Source organism: Promicromonospora sp. MEB111, assembly GCF_030209445.1.
GTDB lineage: Bacteria > Actinomycetota > Actinomycetes > Actinomycetales > Cellulomonadaceae > Promicromonospora.
The window spans coordinates 293,885-309,373 of record NZ_JARVSD010000008.1 but is presented as its reverse complement, the minus strand read 5'-3'; the positions used below and the strand labels follow the sequence as shown (position 1 = coordinate 309,373).

15 protein-coding genes and 1 other RNA gene are annotated in these 15,489 nt (G+C 71.4%); 3 read left to right on the top strand and 13 right to left on the bottom strand.

Annotation, left to right across the window (positions count from 1 at the left end; translation table 11 throughout):
• Window positions 1–12: 12 nt before the first annotated feature.
• Complete coding sequence (locus QRN56_RS10260; RefSeq protein ID WP_285102885.1) at window positions 13–1,893, bottom strand: propionyl-CoA synthetase; 1,881 nt, start codon at window positions 1,891–1,893, stop codon at window positions 13–15.
• Between the two features lie 86 nt (window positions 1,894–1,979).
• Window positions 1,980–3,722 (bottom strand): HNH endonuclease, encoded by a 1,743-nt coding sequence (locus tag QRN56_RS10255; RefSeq protein ID WP_285103165.1) that lies wholly within the window; start codon window positions 3,720–3,722, stop codon window positions 1,980–1,982.
• 699 nt (window positions 3,723–4,421) lie between these two features.
• Here QRN56_RS10255 and QRN56_RS10250 point away from each other — a divergent pair.
• On the top strand, window positions 4,422–5,081 hold the full coding sequence (locus tag QRN56_RS10250) for a hypothetical protein (RefSeq protein ID WP_285102883.1): 660 nt from the start codon (window positions 4,422–4,424) through the stop codon (window positions 5,079–5,081).
• Window positions 5,082–5,170: 89 nt separating this feature from the next.
• Here QRN56_RS10250 and ssrA read toward each other — a convergent pair.
• From ssrA to ftsE, 5 genes are all read right to left on the bottom strand, one after another.
• Window positions 5,171–5,539: a transfer-messenger RNA gene (gene ssrA, locus QRN56_RS10245) on the bottom strand.
• Between the two features lie 89 nt (window positions 5,540–5,628).
• Window positions 5,629–6,111, bottom strand: a complete 483-nt coding sequence (gene smpB / locus QRN56_RS10240) for an SsrA-binding protein SmpB (protein ID WP_285102881.1) — start codon at window positions 6,109–6,111, stop codon at window positions 5,629–5,631.
• Between the two features lie 90 nt (window positions 6,112–6,201).
• Window positions 6,202–7,566 carry a M23 family metallopeptidase gene (locus QRN56_RS10235; protein WP_285102879.1) on the bottom strand — a complete coding sequence of 455 codons (1,365 nt, stop codon included), beginning with the start codon at window positions 7,564–7,566 and terminating at the stop codon, window positions 6,202–6,204.
• On the bottom strand, window positions 7,566–8,477 hold the full coding sequence (gene ftsX, locus QRN56_RS10230; RefSeq protein WP_285102877.1) for a permease-like cell division protein FtsX: 912 nt from the start codon (window positions 8,475–8,477) through the stop codon (window positions 7,566–7,568). Before ftsX ends, QRN56_RS10235 begins: the two co-directional genes overlap by 1 nt.
• Window position 8,478: 1 nt before the next feature.
• Window positions 8,479–9,255 (bottom strand): cell division ATP-binding protein FtsE, encoded by a 777-nt coding sequence (gene ftsE, locus QRN56_RS10225; RefSeq protein WP_285102875.1) that lies wholly within the window; start codon window positions 9,253–9,255, stop codon window positions 8,479–8,481.
• 197 nt (window positions 9,256–9,452) lie between these two features.
• Between ftsE and QRN56_RS10220 the strand changes: the two genes are divergently transcribed.
• On the top strand, window positions 9,453–10,496 hold the full coding sequence (locus tag QRN56_RS10220) for an NAD(P)-dependent alcohol dehydrogenase (RefSeq protein ID WP_285102874.1): 1,044 nt from the start codon (window positions 9,453–9,455) through the stop codon (window positions 10,494–10,496).
• A 40-nt stretch (window positions 10,497–10,536) separates the two neighbouring features.
• On the opposite strand, the gene prfB is transcribed toward QRN56_RS10220, so the two are convergent.
• The 3 genes from prfB to QRN56_RS10205 form a co-directional block, all read right to left on the bottom strand.
• Window positions 10,537–11,646, bottom strand: coding sequence for a peptide chain release factor 2 (gene prfB, locus QRN56_RS10215; RefSeq protein ID WP_285102872.1), 1,110 nt, complete (start codon window positions 11,644–11,646; stop codon window positions 10,537–10,539).
• 68 nt (window positions 11,647–11,714) lie between these two features.
• Window positions 11,715–12,131, bottom strand: coding sequence for an ankyrin repeat domain-containing protein (locus QRN56_RS10210; protein WP_502928779.1), 417 nt, complete (start codon window positions 12,129–12,131; stop codon window positions 11,715–11,717).
• Between the two features lie 31 nt (window positions 12,132–12,162).
• On the bottom strand, window positions 12,163–12,639 hold the full coding sequence (locus QRN56_RS10205) for a hypothetical protein (protein WP_285102869.1): 477 nt from the start codon (window positions 12,637–12,639) through the stop codon (window positions 12,163–12,165).
• A 230-nt stretch (window positions 12,640–12,869) separates the two neighbouring features.
• On the opposite strand from QRN56_RS10205, the gene QRN56_RS10200 reads away from it, so the two are divergent.
• Window positions 12,870–14,189 carry a glycoside hydrolase family 10 protein gene (locus QRN56_RS10200; protein ID WP_285102867.1) on the top strand — a complete coding sequence of 440 codons (1,320 nt, stop codon included), beginning with the start codon at window positions 12,870–12,872 and terminating at the stop codon, window positions 14,187–14,189.
• A 115-nt stretch (window positions 14,190–14,304) separates the two neighbouring features.
• Here the strand turns inward: QRN56_RS10200 and QRN56_RS10195 are convergent, their stop codons facing one another.
• The 3 genes from QRN56_RS10195 to QRN56_RS10185 all read right to left on the bottom strand — a co-directional run bounded on the left by QRN56_RS10195 (window position 14,305) and on the right by QRN56_RS10185 (window position 15,472).
• Window positions 14,305–14,808 (bottom strand): pilus assembly protein, encoded by a 504-nt coding sequence (locus tag QRN56_RS10195; RefSeq protein ID WP_285102865.1) that lies wholly within the window; start codon window positions 14,806–14,808, stop codon window positions 14,305–14,307.
• A 101-nt stretch (window positions 14,809–14,909) separates the two neighbouring features.
• A complete protein-coding gene (locus QRN56_RS10190; RefSeq protein ID WP_285102863.1) occupies window positions 14,910–15,290 on the bottom strand; it encodes a TadE/TadG family type IV pilus assembly protein in 381 nt (126 codons plus the stop codon).
• Window positions 15,287–15,472, bottom strand: a complete 186-nt coding sequence (locus QRN56_RS10185) for a hypothetical protein (RefSeq protein WP_285103177.1) — start codon at window positions 15,470–15,472, stop codon at window positions 15,287–15,289. Before QRN56_RS10185 ends, QRN56_RS10190 begins: the two co-directional genes overlap by 4 nt.
• Between the last annotated feature and the right edge of the window lie 17 nt (window positions 15,473–15,489).

The following is a 15,489-nucleotide window of genomic DNA, read 5'->3' as shown; positions in this document are numbered from 1 at the left end:
TTCAGAGGACGGTCACTCCCGGCGGAGGATCGGTTCCAGCGCGCTCAGGACCGCCGGGTCCTCGATCGTCGAGGGCACCGTGGGGTGCTCGCCGTCGGCCAGCTGGCGCATGGTGCGCCGCAGGATCTTGCCCGAGCGGGTCTTGGGCAGCCCGGCGACGATCTCGACGTCCTTGAACGCGGCGACCGGGCCGATCTGGTCGCGCACCGCGGCGACGAGCTCGGCCGGGACGCCCTCGGGGTCGACCCCCGCCTTGAGCACCACGAGGCCGCGCGGCACCTGCCCCTTGAGCTCGTCGGCGACGCCGATCACCGCGCACTCGGCCACGGCGGGATGACTGGCCAGCACCCCCTCGATCGCGCCGGTCGACAACCGGTGGCCCGCGACGTTGATGACGTCGTCGGTGCGGCCCATGACGTAGACGTAGCCGTCGTCGTCCACGTAGCCGCCGTCGCCGGAGAGGTAGTAGCCGTCGAAGGCGGCGAGGTACGACGACACGTACCGCGCGTCGTCGCGCCACAGCGTGGGCAGGGTCCCGGGCGGCAGCGGCAGCCGGAGCGCGAGGCTCCCCTCCTGGTTGGGTCCCGCGACCGAGCCGTCCGGCAGCAGCACCTGCACGTCGAAGCCCGGCACGGGCACCGACGGCGACCCGGGCCGGGTGGGCATCGGGTCGAGCCCGCGCAGGTTGGCGACGACGGCCCACCCGGTCTCGGTCTGCCACCAGTGGTCCACGACGGGCACCCCGAGGATCCGGCCCGCCCACTCGTACGTGCCGGGGTCGAGCCGCTCCCCCGCGAGGAACAGGTGCCGCAGCGAGGTCGTCTCGTGGGCGGCCACGAGGATCCCCTCCGGATCCTCCTTCTTGATGGCGCGGATCGCGGTCGGGGCGGTGAACAGCGCCTCGACGCCGTACTCGGCGACCACGCGCCAGAACGCGCCGGCGTCCGGCGTGCCGACCGGTTTGCCCTCGTAGAGCACGGTGGTCGCGCCCGCGATCAGCGGCCCGTAGACGATGTAGGAGTGCCCGACCACCCAGCCGACGTCGGACGCCGTCCACCAGACCTGACCGGCCTCGATGTCGTAGATGTTGCGCATGGACCAGGCCAGCGCGACGGCGTGCCCGCCGTTGTCGCGCACGATCCCCTTGGGCCGGCCCGTGGTGCCCGACGTGTACAGGATGTAGAGCGGGTCCGTCGCCGCGACCTCGGCGCAGGGCGCGGGGTTGGTGCGCCCGGCACGCATCGCGGTGGCCCAGTCCAGGTCCCGCCCCTCGACGAGCGTCGCCACGGCCTGCGGCCGCTGCAGCACCACGCACGACGCCGGCGCGTGGTCGGCCAGCTCGAGCGCCCGGTCCAGCAGCGGCTTGTACTCCACGACCCGGCTCGGCTCGATACCGCAGGACGCCGACACGACGACCTTGGGCTGCGCGTCGTCGATCCGCACGGCCAGCTCGTTCGCGGCGAACCCGCCGAACACCACCGAGTGCACCGCGCCCAGGCGGGCGCAGGCGAGCATCGCGACGACCGCCTCGGGCACCATGGGCATGTAGATCACCACGCGGTCGCCCTGTCCGACGCCGAGGTCGCGCAGGGCGCCGGCGAACGCCGCGACGTCCTGCAGGAGGGTGGCGTAGCTGATCGTCTCCGCGTCGCCGGTGACCGGGCTGTCGTAGATCAGCGCGGTCTGTTCGCCCCGTCCCGCGATGACATGCCGGTCGAGCGCGTTGTAGCAGGTGTTGAGCCGCCCGTCGGGGAACCAGCGGTAGAACGGCGCGTTGTCGCCGTCGAGCACCCGGGTCGGTTTGCGGAACCACGAGACGAGGGCCGCCTGCTCACCCCAGAACCCCTCGGGGTCGGTGAGGCTGCGCCGGTAGACGTCCGCGTAGTCGGCCATGGGCCCTCCAGCTCTCCGCCGCGAACCCCGGTGTCCGCGCCGCTGCCAGTGTGCCCCGGAGGTGCGGGATCGTCGAGCGGGCGGCCTCAGCGAGGGTGCGTCCAGGCGAGGTCGGCCTGGCGGCCTCCGTAGGACGCTGGTCGCCGAGGTGCTGTTTGGCGTGAAGGCGGTGGCGGGCGGCGCCGGCCGGGTGGGCCTGGTCGGTAAGGGATCGGGGCGTTGCGGGGGTTGGTGTGGCAGCCGATCTGGTAGCGGCTGCGGGGTGTGTGCCCGTTGCTCGGTCCCGTCATGCCGACGGCGGGGGTCCAGGTTGGGGTGGTGGATCGCTCGGGGGCTGGTGCCTGGTCGCGGACGGGTCCGGTGGGGCCGGTCGCCGCTGCTTCAGCGGGCAGGATTGCGGCGGCACTAACCACGGTCGTGCCGCGGACCGGTGCCGCGCCCTGAGCAGGTGTCGTGTCAGGGACCGGGATCGCGTCGCGGACTGTGGTGCGAACCAGCGCACCACGAGCCGGCGTTGCATTGCCGGTCGTGACCGGTGTCGGTGGTGTGGGCGCGACCGAGACATACGTGTGCCCCGTGGGTGTGATCGTCTCCACAGCATCCCGGCCGTCGACCTGGGTGGTCTTCTGCGACCAACCGGGTGATTGCTTGGCGTGGTTGCACCGGGCGCACAAGCCCTGCCCGTTATCGAGGCTCGTTGGTCCGCCCTCGATGAATGGGGTGACGTGGTCCAGGTGCCGAATCGGGGCGTCACACCACGTCGTGGCGCAGATCCCCTGCTCCCGGGCACGCAGGAGCGCGGCCAGGCCCTGGGGGTGGAACCTTGACGTCGACGTCGTCGCCACCAGGCGACCGTGCGGGTTCACATAGATCGACCGGAGCCACGCGGTGTCGGTCTCGATCGCATGCGCCGCCAGATGCCGGGCGACCGGCGCCGGGACCGTGCCCACACCCGCCGGGGCGCCCTCCAACACCACACCGGGCTCGTTACCACCGGCCAGCAGGGTCTCGTCCGAGACCAGGAGGTTGATCGTGACCGGTACGTCGTTCGTGTGGCCAGGCTGACGGGCGGTGACGCGTTCGATGAGGGTGTCGGCCATGATCTGCCCCGCACCCCGCCCATCACCGCCCGCCCTGACCATCTCGGCGTGGGTCTTGAGCTGGGCGTAGGCCTGCACACCCTGCGCCATCGGGACCAGGGCGGTCAGGTAGACCATCAGGTCGGGTGCGGGACGCACCGACACCCGCCGCTCCGACACGGCCGTGGCGTTGCGCTTGACGCACGCGTGCACATCCAACTGGGCGGCCAGTTCCTTGATCCGAGCGACCAGGCGGCGCGTGCCCATCCGGGCCAGGTCCGCCAGGTGCTGCGGTCCGCAGATCTCCTCGTCGATCAGGGCACGGTGCTCCACCGTCAGGTGTGAGGTCTCCCGGACCAGGAGGGTGGCCCGCCACGGGGACAGCACCCCAGCCTGCAACGCGGCGAAGGTGTGCGGCATCTGCGTGACCCACACCCGGGCCGTGCTCACGAACCCGGCACCGGCGTGGGGGCTCACCCGCAGGGCGGCACCGACCTGGTTCGGGACCCCACGACCCCTGCGTTCGGCCCGGATGCCCTGCCCGGCTTCCTCGGACTTCGTGGCCTCATCCAACATCACGGCTAACCGGGCCTGCGTCGCCGTGACCGCGTTCTTCAACGCTTCCAGCTCACCGAGCAGGTCCACCCACTCCGCCTGCACCCGCGGCCCGCCACCCGGGCCATCGTTCACACCAACGCCAACGTTCGCACCCGCGACCCTGACCATCTCGTCGGCACCCGGCAAGACCATGCCCGCCACCATCTGACGCACCGCCCGCACACCCGCAGCATCAACCACCGCGGCATCTACGATCCCGGCCCGCACGGCACCATCAGACGGCACTCCACCGCCGGGCAGCACCGACCCGACAGGCAGCTCGTCGCCTGTCCGTGTCAACACCTCACCCGTTCGCGTCATGCCATCAACCTATGACACACATGTTCGCACTGCTCGTCGAACCGACCCTGTCTGCCATCGGCAGAAACCGACGGCTGCCTCGCTCGCGACCCGGTGGATACACCACTCGTCGAGCACGGATCGGATAGCGTCCCGGGCGCCCGAGCTGGGCCGAGGTCGGTCGAGTTCGCACGCAGTCGGGCCGTCAGCGAGCGGCGATCCTGGCGCGTCATCTGCTCGCGCAAGCCCAACCGCTGGCGCGAGCCTGGAACGAACTCCGCTGCGGCCCGTTCCGGCGAGGGCATGTCAACCGACGCGAGCGTGTTCGATGCCAGCCTCCTGCTCGGCTTCGATCCCGGCGTGTTCGGCACCACCTGGCCGGCGCCTGGTGCGTGGCGCCCGGTGCTTGGTGCCCGGTCGGCGTCGGCCCCGGCAAAGTGCGCCTCTACCCAGTCATCTGGCCCGGAAACCACAGTAGATCTGGGCCAGATGACTGGGTAGAGGCGCACTTCCGACCAGCGGCTGGCGCGCAAGCGCCGACACATAGCGGGTATGAGCCCGCTGCGAGCACCACTCCGCGCCCTCGGCACCGGCCTGGCCGGCGTCCTGCTGCTCGGCGCGTGCGCCGGCCCCGCCGACCCCGCCAGCCCCGCCGACCCCGCATCCGACGGTGACCAGACCGGCGACACTGCGGTGTCCGCGCCGCCCGCGCCCTCGGCGCCGGGCCCGGTGACCGCCGTCGCGACCGTGCTCCAGGAGGGCGACGGACCGCCCGAGCTCTGCCTGGGCGGGGTGGCCGAGTCGTACCCGCCCCAGTGCGGCGGACCCGAGATCGCCGGATGGGACTGGGACGCCGTCGAGGCGGAGGAGTCCGCACAGAGCACCACCTGGGGCCAGTACACGGTCGAGGGCACCTGGGACGGCGCGACCTTCCACCTCACCGAGGCGGGCGCCGCCCCGGCCGAGCCGCCCGCGTCCGACGACGACCCCCGGCTCGCGCCGGACAACGCCGGGGCGGCCGGAGCAGGATCCGGCGCCGACGAGCTGCAGAGCGAGGTGTTCGACGACCTCGGCGGCCTCAGCGGCTGGGTCGAGAACGGCTACGTCCGGGTGACGGTCGTCTACGACGACGGCAGCATCCAGCGCTACGCCGACGACACGTACGGCGCCGAGACGGTCGCGGTGCTGTCGGCACTGCGCGACGTCGAGTAGGGGGCCCGGCCCGCGAGGCGGGCACCAGACCCCGGGCACGACGAAGGCCTCGCCGGAACACCGGCGAGGCCTTCTGCCACATGGCTGTCACGTGGAGCTGCCGGGAATCGAACCCGGGTCCGGTATCGGTTAACGAGGACTTCTCCGGGCGCAGTCTGCTATGGATTTTCTCGGCCCCCGCGCTCGCGCAGACACGTTCGCGGACAGGCCCAGTCATCTAAGTGTTCCCGTAGCCCCGATGACGAGAGCTACGAGCAGTGGCTTTCTAGATGACGCGGACTACCGGAGCGAAAGCAGACTCCGGGCCCACGGACTTCGGGCTCGCTCAGGCGGCGAGGGCGAAGTCGTTGCGCGAGTTATCGGCAACTATTGGTTTACAGGCATCGTTTACGAGATAAGCCTGCATCCTCGGCCCGCTTCTCCTCGAAGCACGACCACCGTCGAAACCGATCAGCCCCTATGGTGTTGTCAACCAGCTCCCCGGGCTCTCGCCCGTGAAGTGCTCCCAGTCTAGGTGATCAACACCCTGGCCGGGAACGTTATTTCCTCAGCCGAGCATCTCCTTGTGCCGGATCGCCCGCTGGGCCTCCCGCATGTCCTGCTGCTCGCGCAGGGTCTGGCGCTTGTCGTACTCCTTCTTGCCTCGTGCGAGCGCGATCTCGACCTTGGCACGGCCGTCCAGGAAGTACAGCGACAGCGGGATGAGGGTGTGCCCCTTCTCCCGGGACTTCGACTCCAGGCGCGCGATCTCCTCGCGGTGCAGCAGCAGCTTGCGCCGCCGCCGCGGCGCGTGGTTGTTCCACGTGCCCTGGAAGTACGCGGGGATGTGGACGTTCTCGAGCCACGCCTCGCCGCGGTCGATGGCGGCGTAGCCGTCCGTCAGGGACGCGCGACCCATCCGGAGCGCCTTGACCTCGGTGCCCGAGAGCACCAGTCCGGCCTCGAAGACGTCCTCGATCACGTAGTCATGACGGGCCTTCTTGTTGTTCGCCACGATCTTGCGCGGATCATCGACGTTCTTCTTGGCCATGGTCTCCCTCCGGGGTCTGCGGCTGCGCGGTACCCGCTGCGGGCCGCGCGACGTCCCAGTTTACGCGCCCGGACCGCGGGGACCAGGCTTTTAGAGCCAGGTCATCGGGTCCACGGTGGAACCGTTGATGTAGAGCTCGAAGTGCAGGTGGCAGGCCGTGGACGTACCCGTGGTGCCCGAGTAGCCGATCAGCTGCCCGCGCGAGACGCGCTGCCCCGACGAGACGGCGAAGGACGTGAGGTGGTTCGAGCTCGTCATCACGCTGGTACCGCTCGACGTGTAGCCGTGGTCGATCAGCACCTGGTTGCCCAGACCCGCCAGAGTGCGGGCGTAGAGGACCGTGCCGTCGGCGGCGGCCAGGATCGGCGTGCCGCAGTAGGCCCGGAAGTCGGTGCCGGCGTGCAGACGGGAGTAGTTCAGCACCGGGTGGAACCGCATGCCGTACGACGAGGTGACGAACGGGTTCGCCGTCGGGTAGCTGAGGAATGTCATGGTGCCGCCACCACCACCACCGGACGAGGAACCACCACCGCCGGAGGAACCGCCCGAGGAGCCCTGCTCCTCCTGACGCTGCTGGGCCAGGCGCTCGTCCCGGGCCTGCTGCTTGCGGATGATCGACTTCAGGTCGGACTCGATGGAGCTCAGCTCCTGCTCGTTCGCCTGCATGCTCTCCAGCGCGGCGTCCTTGCGCCGCTCGATGCGGGCCTTGAGCCGCTGCTGCTCGGCGATCAGGCGCTCGATCTCCGCCTTGCGCTCCACCGCGGCCTGCTTGGCCGCCTCCTTGGACTCCACGTTTTCGTCCGCGAGGCGCTTGAGCTCGGTGACGACCTCCCGGATGGCAGTCAGCCGCGCCTGCAGGTTGCGGGCGGTCGCCTCGGCGTCCTGCAGCTCGGCGAGCGTGCGCGCCCGGATCCGGGCCGCGGACGACGACACGGAGTACCCGTCGATGAACTCCTCGGTGCTCTGGGCGCCGGTCACCAGCCCGAGCGTCGAGGCGCTGCCGGAACCACGGAACTCCTCGCGGGCCATCTGCGCGATGTCGTCGCGGGCGGCGTCAACCTTCCCGGAACCGTCCTGGAGCAGCTGGGTGACCTGCGCCTCCTCGAGCTGGGCGTCGGCCAGCCGCTGGGCCAGGATCGCGGCCTCCCGCTCCGCCCGCTGCAGCTCGGCCTCGGCCACGGCGAGCTCTGCCTCCGCCACCGGCAGCCGGCCCTCGACCTGGTCCAGCTCGAGCACGGCGTCCGCGAGCTGCGAGTCCGTGTGCTCCAGCTCGGCCTCCAGGCTCTCGCGCTCCTTCTCCTTGGCCGCCTGCTGGCGCTCCGCGGCGGCGCGGCGGTCGTCCAGGTCGTCGGCCTGGACGGCGGACGAGCCGCCCAGCAGGAGCAGGACGGCGAGCGCCGCGGCCAGGGTGCTGCGGCCGGGGACCCTGGAGCGAGGGTTTCGGGGAGTCGACATCAGATCCTCGTGTACCGGTTCAGCATGAAGAAGGACGAGAGGGCGGCCAGTGCGACCGCCATGACCACGAGCAGCGGCGCGACGCGGAAAACGTCGACCTCCGACACGTAGGCGACCCAGTCGACCGACCGTTCGAGCCAGTCGCTGACCATGAACCGCACGGCGAGCCAGAGCCCGCCGCCGGCGAGCAGGGAGCCGAGGACGGCCGCCAGCGCCCCCTCCAGCAGGAAGGGCAGCTGGATGAACAGGTTGGAGGCGCCCACCAGGCGCATGATCTCCGTCTCCTTGCGCCGGGAGACGGCACTCAGCCGGATGGTGGTGGTGATCAGCAGCACCGCGGCCAGGAGCATGACGCCGGCCAGCCCGGCCGCGAGCAGGGTGGCGACGTTGAGCGTGCGGAACAGCGGCTCGAAGACGGCGCGCTGGTCCTCGACGATCTCCACGCCGTCCCGCCCGGACAGGACGTCGCTCACGACGGCGAACTGCTCGGCGTCGGTCAGCTTGAGGCGCAGGGACGCCTGCATGTCGTCGGCGGTGAGCTGCGTGCCCTGGTAGCCGTCGGGGTAGCGCTCGCTGAAGGCCTCGAACGCCTGCTGCTTGGACTCGAAGTAGACCTTGCTGACCTGGGAGGACAGCTCGGTGTCGATGACCTGGCGCACGGCGTCGATCTGGTCGTCGGTGGCCTCGCCCGTGGCGCACGTGGGCGACACGGAGCCCTCCGGGCAGAGGAAGACGGAGACCTCGACGAGGTCGTACCAGTCGTCCTTGAGCTTGCCGATCTGCGCCTGCAGCAGGGCCGCGGCGCCGACGAACGTCAGGGACACGAACGTCACGAGCACCACGGCCACGACCATGGTGGTGTTCCGGCGCAGGCCGCTGACGACCTCGCCCAGCACGAACTGGAAGCGCACCTCAGGACCCCCGCACCGTCTGGACGGGCGCGCGGGTGCCGCTGCCGGGGGCGTCGAGCACGGGCGACGCGCCGACGTCGGGCAGGATCGCCTCGCGCTCGCCGTAGCCGCCGCGGGCCTCGTCGCGGACGACGACGCCGTCGGACAGCTCGACGACGCGGCGGCGCATCTCGTTGACGATCTCGTCGTCGTGCGTGGCCATGATCACCGTGGTCCCGGTGCGGTTGATGCGGTCCAGCAGGCGCATGATGCCCAGCGAGGTGGTGGGGTCGAGGTTGCCCGTGGGCTCGTCGGCCAGCAGGATCTGCGGCCGGTTGACGATGGCGCGAGCGATCGCGGCGCGCTGCTGCTCACCGCCGGAGAGCTCGGTGGGCATGCGCTTGCCCTTGCCCGCCAGGCCGACCATGTCGAGCACCTCGGGCACGGTGTCCCGGATGACGTGCCGCGGCTTGCCGATCACCTGCAGGGCGAACGCCACGTTCTCGTGGACGGTCTTGTTCTGCAGCAGCCGGAAGTCCTGGAACACGACGCCGAGCTGGCGGCGCAGCGTGGGCACGCGCCAGCCGGAGAGGTTCGCGACGTCGCGCCCCGCGACGTAGACGCGGCCGCGCGTGGGCCGCTGCTCGCGCAGCACGAGCGACAGGAAGGTCGACTTGCCCGAGCCGGAGGCCCCCACGAGGAAGACGAACTCGCCACGCTCGACGTCCACGGAGACCTGGTCGAGGGCAGGTCGTGCGCCGCGCGCATAGACCTTCGACACGTTCTCGAACCTGATCACGAGCCGACCCTAGGTGGGAGATCGGGTGGCGTGTCGGGCAGACACGCCGACGGCGCTCACCCCGTTGGCCGGCGTCGTCCGCCATACCTGCCCAAAACGTGCGCAAGCGGCATTTTGCCGTTGCCGTACCTCGTGCCGGAGCATGCCGGATGGGGTCTCATGGAAGAACCGGCCCCCGGCAACAGGAGCGTGAGCTGATGCGTGCTGTCGTGTTCGAGAAGTTCCAGACCTTCCCCACCCTCAAGGAAGTGGAGCGACCCAGTCCCGGCCCGGGCGAGGTGCTGCTGAAGATCGCCGGCTCGGGGGCGTGCCACTCCGACGTGGCGCTCTACAAGGAGTTCGCGGAGGGGCAGCCGGGGTCGTTCGCGCCGCCGTTCGTGCTGGGCCACGAGGCGTCCGGCTGGATCGAGGAGCTGGGTCCGGGCGTCACCGGGTTCTCGAAGGGCGACGCCTACCTCGTCTACGGCCCGAACGGGTGCGGGCACTGCAAGGCCTGCTCACGCGGGCAGGACACCTACTGCGAGAACGCGGCGTCCATGCCCTGGGCGGCGACGGGGATCGGCCGCGACGGCGGCATGGCGGAGTACATGGTGACGCCCGCGCGGAACCTCGTGCCGCTGGGCGACGCCGACCCGGTCGCGGCCGCTCCCCTGGCCGACGCCGGCCTCACCCCGTACCACGCGATCAAGCTGTCGCTGCCCAAGCTGGCGGGCGGCGGAAAGTTCGCGCTGGTCGTGGGCCTGGGCGGGCTGGGTCAGGTGGCCGTGCAGATCCTGACGGCACTGACCGGCGCCACCGTGATCGCCACCGACATGAAGCAGGACGCCATGGACCGCGCCGCCGCCAACGGCGCCGTCACCGTGCCGGGCGGGCCGGACCAGGTGGCGGCGATCCGCGAGCTCACGGGCGGACGCGGCGTCGACGCGGCCTTCGACCTGGTGGGGGCGGCGCCCACGATCAGGACGGCGCAGGCATGCCTGGCCCAGCAGGGACGGCTCACCGTGGTCGGCATCGCGGGCGGCGTGACCGAGTGGAGCTTCTTCACCAACCCGTACGAGGCCGAGCTCACCAACACCTACTGGGGCACCGTCGAGGAGCTCTACGAGGTGGTCGCGATGTACCGGGCGGGGCAGATCGTGCCCGACGTCGAGCGGTACACCCTCGACCGGTTCGACGAGGCGTACCGCAAGCTGGAGTCGGGTCAGCTCTCCGGCCGCGCCGTCATCGTGCCGCACGCCTGAGCGGGCGCGGGCGGCCGTCCGGGCCGCCCGCCGTCCGGCGTCAGCTCCCCGAGCCGCCGCGGCGCCAGCGGATGCCGGCCTCGATGAAGTCGTCGATGGCGCCGTCGAACACGGCCTGCGGGTTGCCCGACTCGTGCTCGGTGCGCAGGTCCTTGACCATCTGGTACGGCTGCAGCACGTAGGACCGCATCTGGTCGCCCCAGCTGGCCTTGATGTCGCCGGCCATCTCCTTCTTCTTCGCGGCCTCCTCCGCCTTGCGGAGCAGCAGCAGGCGCGACTGGAGCACGCGGTAGGCGGCGGCGCGGTTCTGGATCTGGGACTTCTCGTTCTGCATCGCGACGACGACGCCGGTGGGGATGTGCGTCATGCGGACCGCGGAGTCCGTGGTGTTGACGGACTGACCGCCCGGGCCCGACGAGCGGTACACGTCGATCTTGAGCTCGGAGTCCGGGATGTCGATGTGGTCGGTCTGCTCGATGAGCGGGATCACCTCGACGGCGGCGAACGACGTCTGCCGGCGGCCCTGGTTGTCGAACGGCGAGATGCGCACCAGCCGGTGCGTGCCGGCCTCGACGGACAGGTTGCCGAACGCGTAGGGCACGTTGACCTCGAAGGTCGCGGACTTGAGACCCGCCTCCTCGGCGTAGGACGTGTCGCCCACCTTGGTGGGGTAGCCGTGCCGCTCGGCCCAGCGCAGGTACATGCGCATCAGCATCTCGGCGAAGTCGGCGGCGTCCACGCCGCCGGCCCCCGCGCGGATCGTCACGACGGCCTCGCGGGAGTCGTACTCACCGTTCAGCAGGGTCCGGACCTCGAGCGCCGCGAGGTCCTTGCGGATCTTGGCGACCTCCTCCTCGGCCTCGGTGAGCGAGTCGGCGTCGTCCATCTCCTGGCCGAGCTCCACGAGCGTCTCGACGTCGTCGATGCGCGCGCCGAGCTTCTCGACGCGGCTCAGCTCGGCCTGGGCCGCCGACAGCGCGGAGGTGACCTTCTGGCCCTCCTCCGGGTCGTCCCACAGGTTGGGCGCCGACGCCTGCTCCGACAGCTCGGCGATCTTCGCCTCGAGCGCGGTGGGGTCGCTCACGGCCTCGATGGACTCGAGGGTCGTGCGGAGCGCCTTGATCTCAGCGGGAAAGTCGTTGGTGGCCACGATGTTCAAGGTTACCCGCGCATCCCGGTGCCCGACGCCGGAAAATCTCGCACCGCCCCCCGTCCGGCTCAGCGAGCTCCCGGTTCGGGCAGCTCACGGCCGAACATCTGCGCGGTCGCACGGGCGCTGGGCGTCCCCGCGTCGGGGTCCGCACCGTGCTCGACCAGCACCCGGATCACGTCGGCCTCGTTCTTGAAGACGGCGCCCGCGAGCGGAGCCTGGTTGTTGCCGTTGAGCCGGTTCACGTCCGCGCCGCGCTCCGCGAGGCCCGCCGTGAGGCTGGCGTGCCCGTGATAGGCGGCGAGCATCAGGAGCGTGTTGCCGGCGTCGTCGGCCAGCTCGACCGGCAGGCCGGCGTCCACCAGGTCGAGCAGCACGTCCGCACCCTGGCGGGCGAGGTCGAAGACCTGCTCGGGCTCGAGGCGGGTGCCGCCTGGCTGGTCACCGCTCTGGTCGCTCGTGCCGTGCTGCTCGCTCATGGGCACAACCTAACCCGGCCCAGGCCGGCCGATCGGTTCACCAGGCCCGGGCCGTCGACGACGCCGACAGACCGATCCCGCCGCCGAACGCGTCGGTGAACCAGTGCAGCAGCGGCGGGCGGGACACGGCCGCGAGCGTCACCCGCGCCGAACGCCCGTCCGGCGACGACGCCCCGGTCACCACCACGGGCAGGCCGGGCGGGTGCGCGGCGAGGTAGCGCTCGACGGCGGCGCGCACGCCGGCGTCGGACAGGGCGAGCGGGGCGCCGTCGGCGGGCGCACCCACGCCCGCGTAGAAGGCGTCCGGGGACATCGCGTCCGCCGCGTCGGCCGCGGCGAGGTCCGCGACGTCGTAGAGGGCCTTGCGGTCCAGGTGCACCGCGCTCGCCGAGGCGACCACCGCGACCAGCATCAGCGCGAACGCGACGAAGGCCGAGGTGAGCAGCATGATGCGGCCGCTCTCGCGGTCCTCGGGGTCGCGTCGGCGTGCGTCGGTGCGAGCGGCGGGCGTCATCCGCTCATTGTTCGCCGGTGGTGCGGACCCGGCTCGGCATGGCTGTGGAAAAGTCTCGGAGCGGTGGTTCGCCGCCCTGGTCATCTCCCAGGACGGAACCTAATCGTTTAGATTCGCCCGATCTTCGAAAACGTTTAGCGAAACCCTTGACACCTGGTGGGAGGCATAGAAATCCTTTTCCATGTCCCGACGGGCCAACGACGGCACGTCCTGAACGAAGGGGATCAACGATGATGACCCGAACGCTCACCCCACCGCGACACCGGCGCACGCTGCGCGCGGTCTCGCTCGCCACGCTGGCGGCGGTGGTGCTCAGCACCGGAGTGGCCGTCACCTCGGCCCAGGCCGCCGGCAGCACCCTGCAGGCCGCCGCCGCGGAGTCCGGCCGGTACTTCGGCACGGCGATCGCGGCGAACAAGCTCTCCGAGACGGCGTACACCACCATCGCGAACCGCGAGTTCAACATGGTCACCGCCGAGAACGAGATGAAGCTGGACGCGACCGAGCCGAACCAGAACCAGTTCACCTTCACCAACGGCGACCGCATCGTGAGCTGGGCGCGGAGCAACGGGAAGCAGGTCCGGGGGCACACGCTGGCCTGGCACTCGCAGCAGCCGGGCTGGATGCAGAACATGAGCGGCTCCGCCCTGCGGTCGGCGATGCTCAACCACGTGACCCAGGTGGCCACCCACTACCGCGGCCAGATCCACTCCTGGGACGTGGTGAACGAGGCGTTCCAGGACGGCTCGTCCGGCGCCCGCCGCGACTCGAACCTGCAGCGCACCGGCAACGACTGGATCGAGGCAGCGTTCCGCGCCGCCCGGGCCGCCGACCCGAACGCCAAGCTCTGCTACAACGACTACAACACCGACGACTGGTCGCACGCGAAGACGCAGGCCGTCTACAACCTCGTGCGCGACTTCAAGTCCCGCGGGGTGCCCATCGACTGCGTGGGCTTCCAGTCGCACTTCAACGCGCAGAGCCCCGTGCCGAGCAACTACCAGACCACGCTGTCGAGCTTCGCGGCGCTGGGCGTCGACGTGCAGATCACCGAGCTCGACATCGAGGGCTCCGGCTCGGCGCAGGCCGACAACTACCGCAGGGTCGTCCAGGCGTGCCTCGCCGTGTCCCGCTGCACCGGCATCTCGGTGTGGGGTGTCCGGGACACGGACTCGTGGCGCGCCGGCGGCACCCCGCTGCTCTTCGACGGGAACGGCAACAAGAAGGCCGCCTACACCTCCACGCTCAACGCGTTGAACGGCGGCACCACCACCCCGCCGCCCACCGGCGGCTGCACGGTGTCGGTCACCCGGGGGCAGGAGTGGTCCGACCGGTTCAACGTGTCGCTCGCGGTCTCGGGCAGCTCGACCTGGCGCGTCTCGGTCCAGCTCCAGGGCAGCCAGAGCCTGCAGAACTCCTGGAACGCCACGGTCTCCGGGAGCACCGGCACGCTGACGGCCACGCCGAACGGGGCCGGCAACAACTTCGGCATCACGCTCTACAAGAACGGGAACACCACCCTGCCCACGGCGACCTGCTCGACCAGCTGACGGGCTGACCTGGCCCGGCCGCCGGCCGCGAGGCCGCTCGGCCGGGCAGGACGACGGCGGTCCGCACCCCACGGAGGGTGCGGACCGTCGTGCCCGAGCCCCTGCCGGGCACTCCTCAGGGCCGGACCGCCGCGTACTCGTCGACCGTCCCCGTGCGCGCCGCCTCCACCGGGACGGACAGCGGCACCCAGCCGCGCACGGCGTCGGGCAGCAGGGGCAAGGGCACCTCGACGCGGACGACGGCGGCCACGGCACCACCCGGCGTCAGGCACGGGGACTGCGAGCACTCCAGGGTGAGCGCGCCCTCGTCGCCGGCGAAGCCCTGGTCCGTCAGGGCGAGCCGCACCGCGGCGTCGGCCCGGGTGGTCCCGACGGCGGCCGACTCGGCCGTGACCATCGCGCGGACCGCGCTCGTCGCCGCACCCTCGGCCGCGAACGCGCCGGCCTGCACGCGGCCGAGCGTGACCACGAGGTAGACCAGCGGGACCAGGAGGATCAGCGCGACGCCGAGGAACTCGACCATCGCGGAGCCCACCTCGCGGCCGCGGTCCTCCCGGCTCGGGTCCGCACGGCTCGGGCCCTCGGTGCTCCGGCTCCCGGCCTTCCTGCCCCGGAGCACCACCACCGCACCGGGAGACGTAACGGAGAGGGAGCACTGCTCGCCCAGCGTTACCTCCCCCGCTGCGCAACCAGTCCCCCGCAGCCCCCGCTGCGACCCGCTCATCGCTCCGCCAACGCGTGACCGCGCACCGTGAGCGTCCCGCCGGGACCGAGCAGGCCGACCACGGGCAGCGGCGTCCGCACCGTCACCTCGGTCACCTCGATCCCGTCGCGCGACGTGCTGCCAGCGGTGACGTCGCGGGCGTAGTCGCCCGTCAGGGCTCCCTCCAGGAGTGCGCGCGTGCGCGCGACGCCGTCGGCCGGGGTCCGGTCCGCGCGGGCCGCCACGCGGGCGCCCTCGGCGGCCGCGTCGATCGCGAGCGAACGCACGTGGACCGCGAGCGCCACCTGGACCACCCCGAGCAGGAGGGCCAGGACCAGCACCGACACCAGCAGGAACTCGACCGCCGCGGAGCCGTGCTCCCGCCGGCCCGTGCTCACCCCTGGCCCGTGACGCTGCTGATCGCCTGGCGGAACGCGTCCTCGAGCAGCGGGCCCGCCACGGCCCAGAGCGCCACGACCAGTCCTGCGGTCATCAGGGTGACGAGCACCCAGCCCGGCACGTCGCCCCGCTCGGCCTCGGCGGTCTCGGTCATGTTCCTGGTCCCTCGGTCGTCGCGCACAGCGGTTCCTTTCGTCG